This is a genomic window from Kitasatospora arboriphila, from assembly GCF_039528095.1.
GTDB classification, from domain to species: domain Bacteria; phylum Actinomycetota; class Actinomycetes; order Streptomycetales; family Streptomycetaceae; genus Kitasatospora; species Kitasatospora arboriphila.
Genome location: NZ_BAAALD010000042.1, coordinates 19,624 through 39,020, shown reverse-complemented (window position 1 = coordinate 39,020; position 19,397 = coordinate 19,624). Strand labels below are relative to the sequence as shown.

The 19,397-nt window shown below is 70.9% G+C and carries 15 protein-coding genes; 4 read left to right on the top strand and 11 right to left on the bottom strand.

Annotation, left to right across the window (positions count from 1 at the left end):
• Positions 1–8: 8 nt before the first annotated feature.
• Positions 9–1,118: a threonine aldolase family protein gene (locus tag ABD353_RS21610; protein ID WP_344625306.1), complete on the bottom strand. Its 1,110-nt coding sequence runs from the start codon at positions 1,116–1,118 to the stop codon at positions 9–11.
• 414 nt (positions 1,119–1,532) lie between these two features.
• On the opposite strand from ABD353_RS21610, the gene ABD353_RS21605 reads away from it, so the two are divergent.
• Positions 1,533–2,519, top strand: a complete 987-nt coding sequence (locus ABD353_RS21605) for a M23 family metallopeptidase (protein WP_344625300.1) — start codon at positions 1,533–1,535, stop codon at positions 2,517–2,519.
• Between the two features lie 39 nt (positions 2,520–2,558).
• Here the strand turns inward: ABD353_RS21605 and ABD353_RS21600 are convergent, their stop codons facing one another.
• Positions 2,559–3,203 carry a TetR/AcrR family transcriptional regulator gene (locus ABD353_RS21600; RefSeq protein ID WP_344625301.1) on the bottom strand — a complete coding sequence of 215 codons (645 nt, stop codon included), beginning with the start codon at positions 3,201–3,203 and terminating at the stop codon, positions 2,559–2,561.
• Positions 3,204–3,421: 218 nt separating this feature from the next.
• Between ABD353_RS21600 and ABD353_RS21595 the strand changes: the two genes are divergently transcribed.
• Entirely contained in the window at positions 3,422–5,011 is a 1,590-nt protein-coding gene (locus tag ABD353_RS21595; protein WP_344625302.1) for an MDR family MFS transporter, read from the top strand.
• Positions 5,012–5,073: 62 nt separating this feature from the next.
• Here ABD353_RS21595 and ABD353_RS21590 read toward each other — a convergent pair whose 3' ends face one another.
• Positions 5,074–6,663, bottom strand: a complete 1,590-nt coding sequence (locus tag ABD353_RS21590) for an MDR family MFS transporter (protein ID WP_344625302.1) — start codon at positions 6,661–6,663, stop codon at positions 5,074–5,076.
• Positions 6,664–6,881: 218 nt separating this feature from the next.
• Here ABD353_RS21590 and ABD353_RS21585 point away from each other — a divergent pair, with 218 nt between their 5' ends.
• Positions 6,882–7,526, top strand: coding sequence for a TetR/AcrR family transcriptional regulator (locus ABD353_RS21585; protein ID WP_344625301.1), 645 nt, complete (start codon positions 6,882–6,884; stop codon positions 7,524–7,526).
• A gap of 39 nt (positions 7,527–7,565) precedes the next feature.
• On the opposite strand, the gene ABD353_RS21580 is transcribed toward ABD353_RS21585, so the two are convergent.
• On the bottom strand, positions 7,566–8,552 hold the full coding sequence (locus ABD353_RS21580; protein ID WP_344625300.1) for a M23 family metallopeptidase: 987 nt from the start codon (positions 8,550–8,552) through the stop codon (positions 7,566–7,568).
• Between the two features lie 414 nt (positions 8,553–8,966).
• Here ABD353_RS21580 and ABD353_RS21575 point away from each other — a divergent pair, with 414 nt between their 5' ends.
• Positions 8,967–10,076, top strand: coding sequence for a threonine aldolase family protein (locus ABD353_RS21575; RefSeq protein ID WP_344625306.1), 1,110 nt, complete (start codon positions 8,967–8,969; stop codon positions 10,074–10,076).
• A 91-nt stretch (positions 10,077–10,167) separates the two neighbouring features.
• Here ABD353_RS21575 and ABD353_RS21570 read toward each other — a convergent pair whose 3' ends face one another.
• The 7 genes from ABD353_RS21570 to lysX all read right to left on the bottom strand — a co-directional run bounded on the left by ABD353_RS21570 (position 10,168) and on the right by lysX (position 19,351).
• A complete protein-coding gene (locus tag ABD353_RS21570) occupies positions 10,168–12,519 on the bottom strand; it encodes an immune inhibitor A domain-containing protein (RefSeq protein WP_344625299.1) in 2,352 nt (783 codons plus the stop codon).
• Between the two features lie 342 nt (positions 12,520–12,861).
• A complete protein-coding gene (locus ABD353_RS21565; RefSeq protein WP_344625298.1) occupies positions 12,862–15,381 on the bottom strand; it encodes an ATP-dependent Clp protease ATP-binding subunit in 2,520 nt (839 codons plus the stop codon).
• A gap of 657 nt (positions 15,382–16,038) precedes the next feature.
• Positions 16,039–16,395, bottom strand: coding sequence for a histone-like nucleoid-structuring protein Lsr2 (locus tag ABD353_RS21560; protein ID WP_344625297.1), 357 nt, complete (start codon positions 16,393–16,395; stop codon positions 16,039–16,041).
• A 116-nt stretch (positions 16,396–16,511) separates the two neighbouring features.
• Positions 16,512–17,039 (bottom strand): amino-acid N-acetyltransferase, encoded by a 528-nt coding sequence (locus ABD353_RS21555; protein ID WP_344625296.1) that lies wholly within the window; start codon positions 17,037–17,039, stop codon positions 16,512–16,514.
• Positions 17,040–17,048: 9 nt separating this feature from the next.
• Positions 17,049–17,477 carry a BlaI/MecI/CopY family transcriptional regulator gene (locus ABD353_RS21550; protein WP_030267802.1) on the bottom strand — a complete coding sequence of 143 codons (429 nt, stop codon included), beginning with the start codon at positions 17,475–17,477 and terminating at the stop codon, positions 17,049–17,051.
• A gap of 124 nt (positions 17,478–17,601) precedes the next feature.
• Positions 17,602–17,760, bottom strand: coding sequence for a hypothetical protein (locus tag ABD353_RS21545; RefSeq protein WP_030267803.1), 159 nt, complete (start codon positions 17,758–17,760; stop codon positions 17,602–17,604).
• A gap of 4 nt (positions 17,761–17,764) precedes the next feature.
• A complete protein-coding gene (lysX, locus tag ABD353_RS21540; protein ID WP_425555221.1) occupies positions 17,765–19,351 on the bottom strand; it encodes a bifunctional lysylphosphatidylglycerol synthetase/lysine--tRNA ligase LysX in 1,587 nt (528 codons plus the stop codon).
• Between the last annotated feature and the right edge of the window lie 46 nt (positions 19,352–19,397).

Here is a 19,397-nt window from a genome sequence, read left to right as displayed (position 1 = left end):
CCGTGGCGTCAGAGCAGTGCCAGCAGGGCCGCCATCGCCTTGCCCACGTCCTCGGACGTCCACTCCAGGGCGGCGGCGCCCACCGTCACCTCGGTCATCGCGAGGCCGGGCGCCCCCGGCTCGTCCCAGTAGTGGAACAGCGCGATGCCCTGCTCCTCCGCGAGCCGCAGGGTGGCCTCGGTGAGGGCGTCCGCGGTGTGCGGCAGCCAGAGCCGGAACTGGTGGGTGTGCGGCGGCAACGGGTCGATCCGGGCGCCGGGCACCTCGGCCAGGGCCGCGGCGACCGTCCTGGCGTGCGCCACGTACCGCGGCAGGCGCGGGAGTTCGCGCTCCAGCCCGACGAGCGCGGAGAGCGCCGCGGGCCACTGCTGGAAGAGCTTCCCGCCGTACCGGTGCTGCCACACCCGGGCCTCCCGGGCGAAGGCCTCGCCACCGGCCAGCAGGGCGCCGCTGAGGCCGCCCAGCGACTTGTAGCAGGAGACGTACACCGAGTCCGCCAGCGCGGCGATCTCCGGCAGCGGGTGCCCGAGGTGGACGGTGGACTCCCAGAGCCGGGCGCCGTCGAGGTGCACCCGGGCGCCGAGTTCGCGGGCGGCGGCGACCGTCTCCACCAGCTGCTCCCAGGCGGGCAGCACGAACCCGGCGTCGCGCAGCGGGAGTTCCACCATCAGGGTGCCGAACCGCTCCTCACAGGTGCGGAGTTCGGCGGGGGTGGGCAGCCGCGGTGCGGTGGTCGGCCAGACGGCGTGCAGGCCGGTGAGCCGGGTGAGGGCCCGCCGCTCGTGCAGCTCCGGGTGGGCGAGCGGGTGCATCGCCACCATCGGGCTGCCGGTGCGCTCCGCCCAGTACCGCAGGGCCACCTGCTGCGCCATGGTGCCGGTCGGGAAGTAGACGGCGGCCTCCCGGCCCAGCAGGGCCGCCACCCGCCGCTCCAGGGCGCGGACCACCCCGTCCCCGTACACGTCGGGCCGCTCGTCAAGGTCGTGGACCCCTTCCGCTTCGGCGGCGAGCGACGCCATCCGCTCGCGCAGGCTGACCGGTCGGCTGCCCGAGAGCAGCCGGCCGCAGGACCGGAATGCGGCGTACCGCCGCTGCTGGAGTTCCTCGTTCACGGTCAGATCTTCGCCCGGACTCGTGCCCGCCGTCCCGGTCGGCGCGACCGGTCGGCACGAGAACGACGGAAATGTGCCCGTACCGCTCCACCCACGACCCCTCGGGACCGTGCGTGACCGCCCGGACGCGCGGCCGGCGCGGGCCGTGAGGGGCGTCACGATTGGCGGCCGCGGGGCGGGGTACCGCGGGTGGCAGTGGTCACAGGGCAGGGGCCCGGTACGAACGCGGGTAGTAGCGGGCGGGGCCGGTACGGCCGGGCGGGACGGGCCGGTCGCCGAAGGCCCGGTGTCCAGCACGACGGACCGTCGTAGGTCACACCGTTTGGGTACGTCCGGCCGAGCGACTACACCGGAGTGGTCCCCGCCAGGGAGCCGTGCGGCTCCGCTGCGCACCGCCCCCTTCCGCGAGGTCCAGCCACCATGCCTTCGTTCTCCGACGCCACCCGTCGCATCGTCCGCACGGCCTCCGCCGGCACCGCCGCGGCCCTGCTCAACGCCCGTTCGCTGTCCGCCCGCGCCCTGAACGGCGGGCTGCCGGGCACCTCGGCGGGCTCGCTCTCGGGTGTCCGGGCGGCGGCCTCGCCGGTGCTGGGGAACCGGGCGAAGGTGGCCTCGGGCGGCGTCGCCGCGCTGGCGCTGGGCGCCCTGCTGCTGCCGGGCCACGCCGCGGCGCAGACGACCGTCCACCCGACGGTGCCGGGCAGCTCGGTGTTCACCGCGTCCGCCGCGCCGCAGCAGGAGAACCGGGTCGTGCAGGTGGCCGCGCCGAGCACCTACAAGCAGCCGCGCTCGGTCTCCTCGCAGGACTCCGTCGCGGTGGCGCACAACCTCGCCCAGCCGCCGGCCGAGCAGCCCCAGCCCGCCGCCCAGCCGCAGCAGCAGGCGCAGCCCGCCCAGCAGGCCCAGCCGCAGCAGCAGGCGCAGCCCGCCCAGCAGGCCCAGCCGCAGCAGCAGGCGCAGCCGGCCCAGCCCGCCCCGGCGCCGGCCCCGGCGCAGCCCTCCTGGTCCTCCCCCGCGCCCGGCGCGCCGACCAGCAACCCGTACCACAAGACCAACCACAGCTACGCGGCTGGCTTCCACACCGGTGTGGACTTCGCCGTCCGCCCGGGCACCCCGCTGGTCTCGGTGGGCGACGCCACCGTGGTATCGGCCGGATGGGCCGGCGCGTACGGCAACCAGGTCGTGCTGAAGCTGTCGGACGGCCACTTCGCCCAGTACGCGCACATGTCGAAGCTCGGCGTGCACGCGGGCCAGAAGGTGCACGCCGGTGACCGGGTCGGCCTGTCCGGCAACACCGGCAACTCGACCGGCCCGCACCTGCACTTCGAGATCCGCACCGCGAACCAGTACGGCGCGGTGATCGACCCGATCAAGTACCTCTCGGCGCACGGCGCGACGAACTTCTGATCGCACCCCTCGCGGGAGGACCGGCCGCCGGGGCCGCCGTCAGGAGGCGGCCGCCCCGGCGGCCGCCGTTTCGCCGGCCGAGATGCCGGACGCTATCTCCAGGGCGAGTTCGACGGCCGCCGCCATCGCCTCCGGGAGGGTGGCCGGCGGGGCCTCGGCGCAGGCCTCGGCGTGCTCGCCGGGCTCGCCGTGGTCCTGCTTGAGCAGGAAGAACGCCGAGTTGATCGAGAAGAGCGCCACGGTGGCGCGCAGCCGCTCCCGGAAGGTCGCGCCCGGGCCCTGGATGAGCCCGATCATCGCCAGCATCCGGTCCTTGAACTCGGAGCCGGCCGCGGAGTCCCGCAGGGCGGGCTGGTTCTCGTGGAAGAAGCGGAGCAGCGGAGCGCGGTCGGCCATGCCGGCGGCGAAGCGCCGGACCAGCTCGTCGCGGACCTCCGGCGACCAGGGCCGGTCGCGGCCCCAGGCGATCGCCTCGTCTATCGGCGCGGCCATGGACTCGACGATGCCGTGGACGATGTCGTCCTTGGTCTTGAAGTGGTAGTACAGCGCGGCCTTGGTGACGCCGAGGCGGTCGGCGATCTCGCGCAGCGAGGTCTTCTCGTACCCCTGTGAGGCGAAGAGTTCCAGGGCCACCTCGATGATGCGCGCTCGGGTGTCGCTGCGGGGGCTCTGGGTCGTACTCATCGCTGGGTGGCCTGCCTCGTGGCTGCGGTGGGTGGCGGTGGCGCTCCGGCTCCGGCGCGCCTCCAGGGTCCATTCTCCCTGTCCGGGGGCGGTCCGCCGAAACCGGCTTGACGTCCGGCTGGGGGACAACTTACCGTGCGACCCGACCGATAACTAGCCGGTCGACAAGTAAGTAAGCCGCGGACCACGCGGCCGAGCCGCTCCCGGGGAGATTCTCGATGTCACACCAGCAGGTAGAAAAAGCTGCGGACGGCCCCGCAGCCGACGCCGCGGGGGCGGTCGACGCCCTCCCCCGCTCGCCGCGCGAGATCCGGTTGGTGATGATCGGCCTCGTCGTCGCGATGCTGCTCGCCATGCTCGACAACCTGATCGTCGGCACCGCGATGCCGACCATCGTCGGTGAGCTCGGCGGCGCCGAGCACCTGTCGTGGGTGGTCACCGCCTACACGCTGGCGACCGCGGCCTCGACCCCCGTCTGGGGCAAGCTCGGCGACATGTTCGGCCGCAAGGGCACCTTCGTCCTGTCGATCGCGATCTTCCTGGCGGGTTCGGCGCTCTCCGGCCTGTCCGGCTCGATGGGCCAGCTGATCGCCTTCCGCGCCGTGCAGGGCCTCGGCGCCGGCGGTCTGATGGTCGGCGTGATGTCGATCATGGGTGCGCTCGTCCCGCCGCGCGACCGCGGCAAGTACCAGGGCATGTTCGCCGCGGTGATGGCGCTCGCCACCATCGGCGGCCCCCTGATCGGCGGCTTCATCACCGACCACCTGAGCTGGCGCTGGACGTTCTATATCAACCTGCCGCTCGGCGTGCTCGCGCTGGCCTTCATCGTGATCACCCTGAAGCTGCCCACCGTCCGCTCCACCGCCCGGATCGACTACCTGGGCGCGCTGCTGCTGACCGTCGGCATCACCTCGCTCGTCCTGGTCACCACCTGGGGCGGCTCGGAGTACGCCTGGGGCTCCAAGCAGATCCTGGGCCTCGGCGCGCTCGGCGTCGCCTCGCTGATCGGCTTCTGTTACGTGGAGCAGCGGGTCGAGGAGCCGATGCTGCCGCTGACGCTCTTCAAGAACCGCAACTTCGCCCTGGTCTCGGTGATCGGCTTCATCGTCGGTTTCGCGATGTTCGGCGCGGTGACCTTCCTGCCGCTCTACCAGCAGACGGTGCAGGGCGCCTCGGCGACCAACTCCGGCCTGCTGCTGATGCCGATGATGTTCGGCATGCTGGTGATCTCGCTGGTGGTCGGCCAGGCCATCACCAAGACCGGCAAGTACCGGATCTACCCGATCATCGGCACCGCGGTGATGGCGGGCGGCTCGCTGCTGCTCTCCACCCTCGGCACCGAGACCAGCCGGTTCACCTCGGCCTGCTGGATGGTCGTGCTGGGCGCCGGCATGGGCTTCCTGATGCAGGTGACCATGCTGGTCGCGCAGAACAGCGTCGAGCTCAAGGACATGGGCGTGGCCTCCTCCACCGCCACGCTGTTCCGCACCATCGGCGGTTCGATCGGTGTGGCGCTCTTCGGTGCGCTCTTCACCCACCAGGTCACCGCGACCATGAAGGAGCGGCTCGGCGGCGCCGGCGGCGCGAAGAGCGCCAACCTCGGCCAGATGGGCCCCGAGGCGCTGCGCAAGCTGCCCGCGCCCGTCCAGGACGCCTACCACCACGCCGTCGCCAACGGCATGCACACGGTGTTCCTCTGGGGTGCCGTGATCAGCCTGGTCGCGGTCGCCGCGGCGGTCTTCCTGCGCGAGGTGCCGCTGCGCAGCGGCGCGGCGCAGAAGCCGGAGACGCAGCTCGAAGCGGTCTGATCCCCGCACGACGACGGGGCCCGCCCGGCACGTGCCGGGCGGGCCCCGTCGTCGTGCGGGGATCAGACCGCTTCGAGCTGCGTCTCCGGCTTCTGCGCCGCGCCGCTGCGCAGCGGCACCTCGCGCAGGAAGACCGCCGCGGCGACCGCGACCAGGCTGATCACGGCACCCCAGAGGAACACCGTGTGCATGCCGTTGGCGACGGCGTGGTGGTAGGCGTCCTGGACGGGCGCGGGCAGCTTGCGCAGCGCCTCGGGGCCCATCTGGCCGAGGTTGGCGCTCTTCGCGCCGCCGGCGCCGCCGAGCCGCTCCTTCATGGTCGCGGTGACCTGGTGGGTGAAGAGCGCACCGAAGAGCGCCACACCGATCGAACCGCCGATGGTGCGGAACAGCGTGGCGGTGGAGGAGGCCACGCCCATGTCCTTGAGCTCGACGCTGTTCTGCGCGACCAGCATGGTCACCTGCATCAGGAAGCCCATGCCGGCGCCCAGCACGACCATCCAGCAGGCCGAGGTGAACCGGCTGGTCTCGGTGCCGAGGGTGGAGAGCAGCAGCGAGCCGCCCGCCATCACCGCGGTGCCGATGATCGGGTAGATCCGGTACTTGCCGGTCTTGGTGATGGCCTGGCCGACCACCAGCGAGATCACCAGCATGCCGAACATCATCGGCATCAGCAGCAGGCCGGAGTTGGTCGCCGAGGCGCCCTGCACCGTCTGCTGGTAGAGCGGCAGGAAGGTCACCGCGCCGAACATCGCGAAACCGACGATGAAGCCGATCACCGAGACCAGGGCGAAGTTGCGGTTCTTGAAGAGCGTCAGCGGCAGCATCGGCTCCTCGACCCGCTGCTCCACGTAACAGAAGCCGATCAGCGAGGCGACGCCGAGCGCGCCGAGGCCCAGGATCTGCTTGGAGCCCCAGGCGTACTCCGAGCCGCCCCAGGTGGTGACCAGGACGAGCGAGGTGATGCCGACGGTCAGCAGCAGCGCGCCCAGGTAGTCGATCCGGGCGGTGGAGCGGACGGTGGGCAGCTTCAGGGTGATCACGATGAAGGCCAGCGCGAGCACGCCGAGCGGCAGGTTGATATAGAACGTCCAGCGCCAGCTCAGGTGGTCGGTGATGAAGCCGCCGATCAGGGGGCCGCCGATGGTGGCGAGCGCCATCACCGCGGCGAACATGCCCTGGTACTTGCCGCGGTCGCGCGGCGGGACGAGCGCACCCATGATCGACATCACGCCGACCATCAGACCGCCGGCGCCGAGGCCCTGCACGGCGCGGAAGGCGATCAGCTGGCCCATCGAGCCGGACAGGCCGGAGAGCGCCGAACCCGCCAGGAAGATCGCGATCGACAGGACGAAGGTGCCCTTGCGGCCGAACATGTCGCCGAGCTTGCCCCAGACGGGGGTCGAGGCCGCGGTCGCCAGCGTGTAGGCGGTGACCACCCACGACAGGTGCTCGGCGCCGCCGAGCTCACCGACGATGGTCGGCATCGCGGTGCCGACGATCAGGTTGTCGAGCATGGCGAGCAGCATCGCGACGACGAGGCCGATCATCACCAACCGGATCTCGCGCGGCGAGCGGGGGAGGGCGTCGACCGCCCCCGCGGCGTCGGCTGCGGGGCCGTCCGCAGCTTTTTCTACCTGCTGGTGTGACATCGAGAATCTCCCCGGGAGCGGCTCGGCCGCGTGGTCCGCGGCTTACTTACTTGTCGACCGGCTAGTTATCGGTCGGGTCGCACGGTAAGTTGTCCCCCAGCCGGACGTCAAGCCGGTTTCGGCGGACCGCCCCCGGACAGGGAGAATGGACCCTGGAGGCGCGCCGGAGCCGGAGCGCCACCGCCACCCACCGCAGCCACGAGGCAGGCCACCCAGCGATGAGTACGACCCAGAGCCCCCGCAGCGACACCCGAGCGCGCATCATCGAGGTGGCCCTGGAACTCTTCGCCTCACAGGGGTACGAGAAGACCTCGCTGCGCGAGATCGCCGACCGCCTCGGCGTCACCAAGGCCGCGCTGTACTACCACTTCAAGACCAAGGACGACATCGTCCACGGCATCGTCGAGTCCATGGCCGCGCCGATAGACGAGGCGATCGCCTGGGGCCGCGACCGGCCCTGGTCGCCGGAGGTCCGCGACGAGCTGGTCCGGCGCTTCGCCGCCGGCATGGCCGACCGCGCTCCGCTGCTCCGCTTCTTCCACGAGAACCAGCCCGCCCTGCGGGACTCCGCGGCCGGCTCCGAGTTCAAGGACCGGATGCTGGCGATGATCGGGCTCATCCAGGGCCCGGGCGCGACCTTCCGGGAGCGGCTGCGCGCCACCGTGGCGCTCTTCTCGATCAACTCGGCGTTCTTCCTGCTCAAGCAGGACCACGGCGAGCCCGGCGAGCACGCCGAGGCCTGCGCCGAGGCCCCGCCGGCCACCCTCCCGGAGGCGATGGCGGCGGCCGTCGAACTCGCCCTGGAGATAGCGTCCGGCATCTCGGCCGGCGAAACGGCGGCCGCCGGGGCGGCCGCCTCCTGACGGCGGCCCCGGCGGCCGGTCCTCCCGCGAGGGGTGCGATCAGAAGTTCGTCGCGCCGTGCGCCGAGAGGTACTTGATCGGGTCGATCACCGCGCCGTACTGGTTCGCGGTGCGGATCTCGAAGTGCAGGTGCGGGCCGGTCGAGTTGCCGGTGTTGCCGGACAGGCCGACCCGGTCACCGGCGTGCACCTTCTGGCCCGCGTGCACGCCGAGCTTCGACATGTGCGCGTACTGGGCGAAGTGGCCGTCCGACAGCTTCAGCACGACCTGGTTGCCGTACGCGCCGGCCCATCCGGCCGATACCACGGTGGCGTCGCCCACCGAGACCAGCGGGGTGCCCGGGCGGACGGCGAAGTCCACACCGGTGTGGAAGCCAGCCGCGTAGCTGTGGTTGGTCTTGTGGTACGGGTTGCTGGTCGGCGCGCCGGGCGCGGGGGAGGACCAGGAGGGCTGCGCCGGGGCCGGCGCCGGGGCGGGCTGGGCCGGCTGCGCCTGCTGCTGCGGCTGGGCCTGCTGGGCGGGCTGCGCCTGCTGCTGCGGCTGGGCCTGCTGGGCGGGCTGCGCCTGCTGCTGCGGCTGGGCGGCGGGCTGGGGCTGCTCGGCCGGCGGCTGGGCGAGGTTGTGCGCCACCGCGACGGAGTCCTGCGAGGAGACCGAGCGCGGCTGCTTGTAGGTGCTCGGCGCGGCCACCTGCACGACCCGGTTCTCCTGCTGCGGCGCGGCGGACGCGGTGAACACCGAGCTGCCCGGCACCGTCGGGTGGACGGTCGTCTGCGCCGCGGCGTGGCCCGGCAGCAGCAGGGCGCCCAGCGCCAGCGCGGCGACGCCGCCCGAGGCCACCTTCGCCCGGTTCCCCAGCACCGGCGAGGCCGCCGCCCGGACACCCGAGAGCGAGCCCGCCGAGGTGCCCGGCAGCCCGCCGTTCAGGGCGCGGGCGGACAGCGAACGGGCGTTGAGCAGGGCCGCGGCGGTGCCGGCGGAGGCCGTGCGGACGATGCGACGGGTGGCGTCGGAGAACGAAGGCATGGTGGCTGGACCTCGCGGAAGGGGGCGGTGCGCAGCGGAGCCGCACGGCTCCCTGGCGGGGACCACTCCGGTGTAGTCGCTCGGCCGGACGTACCCAAACGGTGTGACCTACGACGGTCCGTCGTGCTGGACACCGGGCCTTCGGCGACCGGCCCGTCCCGCCCGGCCGTACCGGCCCCGCCCGCTACTACCCGCGTTCGTACCGGGCCCCTGCCCTGTGACCACTGCCACCCGCGGTACCCCGCCCCGCGGCCGCCAATCGTGACGCCCCTCACGGCCCGCGCCGGCCGCGCGTCCGGGCGGTCACGCACGGTCCCGAGGGGTCGTGGGTGGAGCGGTACGGGCACATTTCCGTCGTTCTCGTGCCGACCGGTCGCGCCGACCGGGACGGCGGGCACGAGTCCGGGCGAAGATCTGACCGTGAACGAGGAACTCCAGCAGCGGCGGTACGCCGCATTCCGGTCCTGCGGCCGGCTGCTCTCGGGCAGCCGACCGGTCAGCCTGCGCGAGCGGATGGCGTCGCTCGCCGCCGAAGCGGAAGGGGTCCACGACCTTGACGAGCGGCCCGACGTGTACGGGGACGGGGTGGTCCGCGCCCTGGAGCGGCGGGTGGCGGCCCTGCTGGGCCGGGAGGCCGCCGTCTACTTCCCGACCGGCACCATGGCGCAGCAGGTGGCCCTGCGGTACTGGGCGGAGCGCACCGGCAGCCCGATGGTGGCGATGCACCCGCTCGCCCACCCGGAGCTGCACGAGCGGCGGGCCCTCACCCGGCTCACCGGCCTGCACGCCGTCTGGCCGACCACCGCACCGCGGCTGCCCACCCCCGCCGAACTCCGCACCTGTGAGGAGCGGTTCGGCACCCTGATGGTGGAACTCCCGCTGCGCGACGCCGGGTTCGTGCTGCCCGCCTGGGAGCAGCTGGTGGAGACGGTCGCCGCCGCCCGCGAACTCGGCGCCCGGGTGCACCTCGACGGCGCCCGGCTCTGGGAGTCCACCGTCCACCTCGGGCACCCGCTGCCGGAGATCGCCGCGCTGGCGGACTCGGTGTACGTCTCCTGCTACAAGTCGCTGGGCGGCCTCAGCGGCGCCCTGCTGGCCGGTGGCGAGGCCTTCGCCCGGGAGGCCCGGGTGTGGCAGCACCGGTACGGCGGGAAGCTCTTCCAGCAGTGGCCCGCGGCGCTCTCCGCGCTCGTCGGGCTGGAGCGCGAACTCCCGCGCCTGCCGCGGTACGTGGCGCACGCCAGGACGGTCGCCGCGGCCCTGGCCGAGGTGCCCGGCGCCCGGATCGACCCGTTGCCGCCGCACACCCACCAGTTCCGGCTCTGGCTGCCGCACACCGCGGACGCCCTCACCGAGGCCACCCTGCGGCTCGCGGAGGAGCAGGGCATCGCGCTGTTCCACTACTGGGACGAGCCGGGGGCGCCCGGCCTCGCGATGACCGAGGTGACGGTGGGCGCCGCCGCCCTGGAGTGGACGTCCGAGGACGTGGGCAAGGCGATGGCGGCCCTGCTGGCACTGCTCTGACGCCACGGGCCGGAACGCACGTCGGCCCGGTTCCTCCCGCCGGAGGAACCGGGCCGACGCAGTGTCAACTGTCAGTACCCGAGGGTGCCGATCAGAAGGACGGGCGGACCATCAGGATGGTCTCCAGCTTGTTGGAGCTGTTCCACAGCACGTCGATCGCGGTGTGGGTGTCCGGCACCTTCACGCTGGAGTACGGGGTCTTCTCGTCCCAGTACTTCTTGGTGTGGTCGTTGAAGGTGGTGACGCCGGCCGCGCTCGGGATCTTGGTGAGCACGTCGGCACGGTGCAGCTGCAGGCCGTCGGTGCGCTCGAACCCGAAGGGCGAGTCGTAACCCTGGATGCGCGGGCGCATCAGGGTGCCGTCGGCCCAGGAGATCGGGGTCGGGTGCGAGTCGACCGGCAGGATCAGGCCGGAGCCCGGGTGGTCGGTCACGTTGTTGTCGGACTGCGAGGTGTCCCACAGCCAGATCAGGATGCCGTTCTGGTTCTGGTAGTGGTCCACCCAGTCCGGGCGGGCCGCGGAACCGAACACGTACGGACCGGTCTTCAGCGTGGTGTCGTAGGACACGTACTGACGGTTCTCGACGATGTAGTGCTGGGCGTACTCCTTGGAGAACTTGCCCGTGATCCGCGAGAAGCCGGTGGCGGTCCAGCCGTTGTCACCCTGCTCCGCGTCGTCGCTGAACAGCGCGGCACCGTCGGCGTTGACCGCGATGTTGTCCAGCGCGAGGCCCTTCATGTGCAGGCCGCCGTCGGTGGTGTAGTGGAAGCGGACCTTGACGGCCTTGCCGGCGTAGGCGTTCAGCGAGTAGGACAGGTCGCCCCACTTGCCGCCCGAGTTGCCGGTGAGGCCCGGCGCGTCGGCGCCGTCCTTCTGCAGCGGGGTGCCGTTGAAGGTGCCGTCGATGGCCGTCCAGTGGGCGCCGCCGTCGGTGGAGACCTCGGCGTAGCCGTAGTCGTAGTCCTGCTCGATGTCGTACCAGGCCTTGGCGGTCAGCGTCGCCGAGGTCTTGCCGGTCAGGTCGACATCACGCACCAGCGAGACGTTCAGGTCGTCCGCGCTGCCGCTCCACCACTCGTTCGCACCCGCGAACGGGGTGTTGATCTCGGTGGTGACCGTCTTGTTCGGAAGGTCGACCACGACGGCCTGCGGGCGCTTGCTGTTGTACTCCGCCGGACCGGTCCAGTGGAAGGACAGCTTGTTGGCGCTGGCCTTGTCGTAGTTCAGCCAGCCGAGCTGCAGCTTGCTCCAGGCGTCGAGGTCGCCCGGCTTGTCGCCGATCGACGACTTGCCGTCGCCCAGCCAGGAACCGGAGGACATCAGCGACCAGAAGCCGACCGAGTTGTCGTCCTTGCCCGTGGTGTCGTACAGGTCCGGCAGACCGAGGTCGTGGCCGTACTCGTGGGCGAAGACACCGAGGCCGCCGTTCTCGGGCTGCATGGTGTAGTCGCCGACCCAGAGGCCGCTGGTGCCGACCGGGGTGCCACCGAGCTTGTTGTTGTCCGGGCCGGTCTTGCCGGCCTGGGCGCCGTAGACGTAGCTGCGGTGGGCCCAGAGCGCGTCGGTGCCCTGGACGCCGCCGCCGGCGGACTGGTCCTCACCGGCGTGCACGATCTGGAAGTGGTCGATGTAACCGTCGGGCTCGTTGAAGTTGCCGTCGTGGTCGTAGTCGTACCGGTCCCACTGGTCGTACTGCGCGATGGTGGCCTTGATCTGCTCGTCCGTCTGGCCCTTGGCCTTCTGGTCGGCGACCCAGGCGTTGATGCCGTCGCGGATCAGGTCCTGCGCGTTGTTGCAGACGTGCTGGCCGCAGTAGTCCGAGCCGTAACGGGCCTCGTTCCACGGCACCTTCACCCAGTCGGTGACCTGGCCGTCGACCGAGTAGCGGCCCGAGGACTGCTTCTCGTAGAAGGTCTTCAGCGAGTCGCCGGTCTTGGAGAAGTACATGTCCTGGTAGTGCGCCTGGTTGTAATCGGCCTGCCAGGCGGTCGAGTTGTCCTTCGACCGGTCGGGCTGGGCGATCATGTTGTGCGCCGGGCCGGGCTGGCCGCCGTACTTGACCTTGCCGTCCGGGGTGGTGGTGGTGTTGTCCACCTGGTCGCCGAAGTCGACGAGGATGGTGAAGATCTTGTCCGTGCGCTCACGGGCCAGCTCGACGTACTTGTCGCGGCCCAGCTTCACGGAGGTGCTGCTGCCGTGCTTCTCGACCTTGGCGGTGCCCGCCAGGAGCTGCTCGGTGGCGGCCTTCTGCTCGGCCTCGACCTTGGCGGTCAGCGGGCCCGGCAGGTCGTGGTCGACCTTGAGCGCCTGCGCATCGGCAGGGTCGTGCGAGACAGGGGCCGGCGTGGCGGCGGTGGCCGTCCCGGGCAGCAGGCCCGTGCCGAGCGCGGCCGTGACCGCGATGGCAGCAGTGGCCGCAGCGGCCCTCTTGGATATCTTCAACGTGGTGACGTCCTCCCCTTGCCGGCTCGGCTCTTGGCCCGCCGGCGAACCAATGAAAGACAGGTGGACGACATTTGATCCAAGCCCAGGTCAAAAAGAAAGACCTTGACCATGCATGATCACAACGCTATCCTCCGGCAGCCGTGATCAACTGATGGGCAGTCAAGAGTAAAGCGGGGCCCGCAGTTGGGGCATCCATCGCACCCGCACGAGCGGCACGACGCCCCGCCGGAGGCTCCGGCGGGGCGAAATCACAGGTTATGGATGTCTAAACAGTTTTAAAACTGAAAAGGACTCGGCCCCGACGTTCCGTCGGGGCCGAGTCCTTTTACGTACGACCGGTTACTTGGTCAGGTCCGGTCCGGAGGTCGAGACCGCGGCCGCCGGGGTGTCGGCCACCGGGGACTTCTCCTCGCCGCGGAAGGTGAACTTCGCTTCCTTGCCCTCGCCCTCGGTGCCGACGACCACGATGTGGCCGGCGCGCAGCTCGCCGAAGAGGATCTTCTCGGACAGGTGGTCCTCGATCTCGCGCTGGATCGTCCGGCGCAGCGGACGGGCGCCCAGGATCGGGTCGTAGCCCTTCTTCGCCAGCAGCTTCTTGGCCTCGACGCTGAGTTCGAGACCCATGTCGCGGTCCTTCAGACGCTGGTCCACCTTGGCGATCATGAGGTCGACGATCTGGATGATGTCGTCCTCGGACAGCTGGTGGAAGACCACGATGTCGTCGACGCGGTTCAGGAACTCCGGCCGGAAGTGCTGCTTGAGCTCCTCGCTGACCTTGGCCTTCATCCGCTCGTACCCGCTCTGGGCGTCACCCGTGGCCGCGAAGCCCAGGTTGAAGCCCTTGGAGATGTCCCGGGTGCCGAGGTTGGTGGTCATGATGATGACCGTGTTCTTGAAGTCGACCACGCGGCCCTGGGAGTCGGTCAGGCGGCCGTCCTCCAGGATCTGCAGCAGCGAGTTGAAGATGTCCGGGTGGGCCTTCTCCACCTCGTCGAAGAGGACGACGGAGAAGGGCTTGCGGCGCACCTTCTCGGTCAGCTGGCCGCCCTCCTCGTAGCCCACGTAGCCGGGCGGGGAGCCGAACAGCCGGGAGACCGTGTGCTTCTCCGAGAACTCCGACATGTCGAGTGCGATCAGCGCGTCCTCGTCGCCGAAGAGGAACTCCGCCAGCGTCTTGGACAGCTCCGTCTTACCGACACCGGACGGACCGGCGAAGATGAACGAGCCGCCGGGGCGCTTCGGGTCCTTGAGGCCCGCACGGGTGCGCCGGATGGCCTGGGAGAGCGCCTTGATGGCGTCCTTCTGGCCGATGACGCGCTTGTGCAGCTCGTCCTCCATGCGCAGCAGGCGGGAGGACTCCTCCTCGGTCAGCTTGAAGACCGGGATGCCGGTGGCGGTGGCCAGGACCTCGGCGATGAGCTCCTCGTCCACCTCGGCGACGACGTCCATGTCGCCGGCCTTCCACTCCTTCTCCCGCTTGGCCTTCGCGGTGAGCAGCTGCTTCTCGTCGTCGCGCAGCGAGGCGGCCTTCTCGAAGTCCTGCGCGTCGATCGCGCTCTCCTTCTCGCGGCGGACCTCGGCGATCTTCTCGTCGAACTCGCGCAGGTCCGGCGGCGCGGTCATCCGGCGGATGCGCATCCGGGAGCCGGCCTCGTCGATCAGGTCGATCGCCTTGTCCGGCAGGAAGCGGTCCGAGATGTACCGGTCGGCCAGGGTGGCGGCGGCGACCAGGGCGGCGTCGGTGATCGAGACGCGGTGGTGCGCCTCGTACCGGTCGCGCAGGCCCTTGAGGATCTCGATGGTGTGCGGCAGCGACGGCTCGGCGACCTGGATCGGCTGGAAGCGGCGCTCCAGCGCGGCGTCCTTCTCCAGGTGCTTGCGGTACTCGTCGAGCGTGGTGGCACCGATGGTCTGCAGCTCGCCGCGGGCCAGCATCGGCTTGAGGATGCTGGCGGCGTCGATCGCGCCCTCGGCGGCGCCCGCACCGACCAGGGTGTGCAGCTCGTCGATGAACAGGATGATGTCGCCGCGGGTGCGGATCTCCTTGAGCACCTTCTTCAGGCGCTCCTCGAAGTCACCGCGGTACCGGGAGCCGGCGACCAGGGCGCCGAGGTCCAGGGTGTAGAGCTGCTTGTCCTTGAGGGTCTCCGGGACCTCGCCCTTGACGATCGCCTGGGCCAGGCCCTCGACGACGGCGGTCTTGCCGACGCCGGGCTCGCCGATCAGCACGGGGTTGTTCTTGGTGCGGCGGGACAGCACCTGCATGACCCGCTCGATCTCCTTCTCGCGCCCGATCACCGGGTCGAGCTTGGCCTCGCGGGCGGCCTGCGTCAGGTTGCGGCCGAACTGGTCGAGGACCAGCGAGGTGGAGGGAGTGCCCTCGGCGGGGCCGCCGGCGCCCGCCGACTCCTTGCCGCCGCCGGAGTAACCGGAGAGCAGCTGGATGACCTGCTGCCGGACCCGGTTCAGATCGGCGCCCAGCTTCACCAGGACCTGGGCGGCGACGCCCTCGCCCTCGCGGATCAGGCCGAGCAGGATGTGCTCGGTGCCGATGTAGTTGTGGCCGAGCTGAAGGGCCTCGCGGAGCGACAGCTCCAGGACCTTCTTCGCCCGGGGGGTGAAGGGGATGTGGCCGGACGGGGCCTGCTGCCCCTGGCCGATGATCTCCTCGACCTGCTGCCGGACCGCCTCGAGCGAGATCCCGAGGCTCTCCAGGGCCTTGGCGGCGACACCCTCACCCTCGTGGATCAGACCCAGGAGGATGTGCTCGGTGCCGATGTAGTTGTGGTTGAGCATCCGGGCTTCTTCCTGAGCCAGGACGACAACCCGCCGCGCGCGGTCGGTGAACCTTTCGAACATCGTTTTCGCTCCTCAGAGCGGTCGGCCAGTTCGGGGTCCGTCCCCGCCCTGTCCTTCCGCATGCTAGTCCCGCTCAGCGGCGCGGCCCACGGACAACCCCACTCGCGTGGGGACATCATGCTGCGCGACCAGCCGACACCATTCCCAACCTGATGCTGGGAGACGGTGTTCCCACAGAGGGCCCCGATGCACCTGATGGCCGCTACGCCATCGGCGAACAGAGGCTCCGGCTGAGGGGACGGCCGGCCGCGCGAACTGCCCGGTCGGGGCCCTGCGACCCCGCCCACCTGCATTCATACCCGGTCTCGGGGTGAGATTCGCGCTGTTTCCCCGGTGGCGCTGTTCGCCTGGCGAGAAGTCCGGCCCCCGGAGCGCCGGTCGGCGCGGCGGGAGTGACGGCGCATCAACGGTCCGGCGCCGGCTCCACCGTCCGGCGTCGGCCGATCGGGCCCGGGGGTGCGCCGGTCGGACGCTTCCCGCAGGGCCGTTCCGCTTCCTCCAGCGTTGCACAGCCCGGTGCCGTCCCGCTGCCCGTCATCGGACCGGCCGATCATGCACCTGCCATGACAACGGGCGGACGACCGCGGCGCGACCCCGGCCGACCGGGCCCGGCCGGCTCCGGGGCGCGCGCCCCGGGCCCGGCCGCACGGCCACCGGTCAGGACGCGTGCGCCTTGTCGTACTTCGCCTTGATGTCGCTCGGCACGCGACCGCGGTCGTTGATCTCCAGGCCCTGCTCCTTGGCCCAGCTGCGGATCTTCGCGGTGTCCGGGCCGGCGGCGGACGAACGACCCGCGCCGCGACCGGCACCGCTGCTGCGGCGCGCCCCCGCGATGCGGCCGCTCTGCTTGCGGCCCTTGTCCACGTACGGCGCCAGCAGATCGCGGAGCTTCTCCGCGTTGGCGCTCTTCAGGTCGATCTCGTAGGCAACGCCGTCCAGCGCGAACATCACCGTCTCGTCCGCGGAGCCGCCGTCGAGATCGTCTTCAAGAATGACCTGCACCCTCTGTGCCACGGGCTTCCCTTTCCGAGTAAACGAGCCATTGCCTAGGCAAAGGAAACCGCCTTTTCCCGGAAAACTCAAACCCCTACCCGATCGGGATGCGTCCCGCAAGGCTCACAAGGGCGCGCTCAGAGGCGCAGGAGCATGCGCGAGTTGCCCAGGGTGTTGGGCTTCACCCGCTCCAGGTCCAGGAACTCCGCGACTCCTTCGTCGTACGAGCGCAGGAGTTCTTCATAGACTTCCGTGGCCACGGCCGCCGGGTCTGACGTACGATCGTCGGTTTCCCCGATCTCGACGAAACCGTGTTTCGCGAAGAACGCCACCTCGAACGTCAAGCAGAAAATCCGACGGACGCCGAGCCAGCGCGCGGTCTGCAGCAGCTTCTCCAGCAGGAGGTGTCCGAGGCCCAGGCCCTTGCAGGAGGGGTGCACCGCCAGCGTGCGGACCTCCGCCAGGTCCTCCCACATGACGTGCAGCGCACCGCAGGCGACCACCGTGCCGGTGTCGTCGCGCTCGGCCACCCAGAACTCCTGAACGGATTCGAACAGGGTGACCGTGGGCTTGTCGAGCAGAATGCCGTCGCGCGAGTAGGCGTCGATGAGTGCCCGTACTGCCCGCACATCGGTGGTCCGCGCCCGGCGGATGGTGACCTCCATGCCGGGACGTTATCGTGCCGCGCCGCCGCCGGTCTCCCCGGTGCCCCGTTCCGTCCCGGGCCGCGGCGGTTCCGCGGGAAGGACGGCGGCCACCCGCAGGGCGTCCCGCAGCGCCTCGCGCTGCTCCGGCGACATCAGTCCGAAGAAGTGCACCAGCGCCGCCGCCGGATTGTCGCTCGTCGCCCAGGCGTCGTTCATCAGCGCCGCGGTGTACGCCTCGCGCGAGGAGACCGGCTCATATCGATACGCCCGGCCGACCTGTTCCCGCCGGAGCCAGCCCTTTCTGTACAGCTTGTCGAGCACCGTCATCACGGTGGTGTACGCGATATCGCGTTCCGTCCGCAGATCCTGCAGAACCTCGCGAACCGTGACCGGGCGGTTCCACTGCCAGACCCTGGTCATGATGTCGTTCTCGAGTTCTCCGAGTTGCCGCACCATAGTCCGGCCAGGATAGGAACTGATTCGGACAAAATCGGCGATTCGGCAAGCAGACCGGCGCGCCGCCACCCCCTTGGCGGGGGCGGCGGCGCGCCGGTGTGCGTGTCGAACGGGCCCGCCGAGGCTATTCCGCGGCGCGAGGGGCCGCGGCGGCCATCGCGTCGGCGGCGGCGTCCTCCTTGGCCTTCTGGGCGCCGCCCTGGCTGCGGATGATCGCCCGCACCAGGAAGCCGAAGCCGATCGCCATGACCAGCGGCGGCACGATCGCGCTGACGTAGTCCATCAGGTCACTCCTCTTCTGCTTCTGCGTCGTCCGCAGCGGCGGCGCCGCTGCTGCTCCTGGTCTCTGCCCCACTTCGCTGATCGGGCCGCACCAGCGGGAAGAGCACCGTCTCGCGGATGTTCTTGCCGGTGAGCAGCATGATCAGACGGTCCACGCCGAGACCGAGGCCGCCGGTGGGCGGCATCGCGTACTCCAGGGCGCGCAGGAAGTCCTCGTCCAGCTGCATCGCCTCGACGTCGCCGCCGGCCGCCAGCAGCGACTGGGCGGTCAGGCGGGCGCGCTGCTCGACCGGGTCGATCAGCTCGGAGTAGGCGGTGCCGATCTCGGTGCCGAAGATCACCAGGTCCCACTTCTCCGCGACGCCGGCGACCGAGCGGTGCTGGCGGGTCAGCGGGGAGACCTCGGTCGGGTAGTCCCGGATGAAGGTCGGCCGGATCGCGTGGTGCTCCAGCAGCCGCTCGATCATCTCCAGGACGATCTGGCCGTGGCCCCACTCCTTCTCCCACGGCACGCCGGCGCCGTCGGCGAGCGCGCGGAGCTCCTCGACGGAGGTCTCCGGGGTGATCTCGGTGCCGAGGCGGGCGGAGATGCCCGGGTACACCGAGACCTCCTCCCACGGCTCGGCCAGGTCGATCTCGTGCTCCTCGCCGTCCGGGCCGAGGCCGCGGACCACGGTGGTGCCGAGGGCGTCCCGGGCGGCGTTGACGACGATCGCGCGGATCAGCTCGGCCTGGGTGTCGTAGTCGCCGTACGCCTCGTACGACTCCAGGGCGGTGAACTCCGGGTTGTGGGTCGCGTCGGCGCCCTCGTTGCGGAAGTTCCGGTTGATCTCGAAGACCTTCTCGGCGCCGCCGACCACCAGGCGCTTGAGGTAGAGCTCGGTCGCGATGCGCAGGTAGAGCTCGATGTCGTACGCGTTGATGTGGGTCTTGAACGGACGCGCGTTGGCGCCGCCGTGGATCGGCTGCAGCATCGGCGTCTCGACCTCGAGGTAGCCGCGGTCCTCGTAGGTGCGGCGGATCGAGCGGATCACCTTGGTGCGCAGCTGGAGCATCTCGCGCGCCTCGGGGTTCACGATGAGGTCCACGTACCGCTGGCGGACCCGGGCCTCCGGGTCGGTCAGGCCCTTGTGCTTGTCCGGCAGCGGGCGCAGGCACTTGGCGGTGAGCTCCCACCGGTCGACCATGACGCTCAGCTCGCCGCGGCGGGAGGTGATGACCTCGCCCTCCACGCCGACCTGGTCGCCGAGGTCGATGTCGGACTTCCAGGCCGCCAGCCGCTCCTCGCCCAGCTTGTCCAGCGAGAGCATCACCTGCAGGTCGCCCGAGCCGTCGCGCAGGGTGGCGAAGCAGAGCTTGCCGCCGGTGCGGGCCAGGATGACGCGGCCGGTGATGCCGACCCGCTCGCCGGTCGCGGTGTCCGCGGCCAGGTCGGGGTGCTTGGCACGGAGGTCGGCGATGGTCGTGGTGCGGGGGAAGCCGACCGGGTAGGGGTCGATTCCGGCCGCCCGGAGCCGGTCCAGCTTCTCGCGCCGGATGCGCATCTGCTCGGGGAGGTCGTCGGCCTGGGGCACGGTGGTCTGATCGCTCACCCCACAAGGGTAGCCACCGCCGGGCCGCGCTCCCGCACGGGTTTCG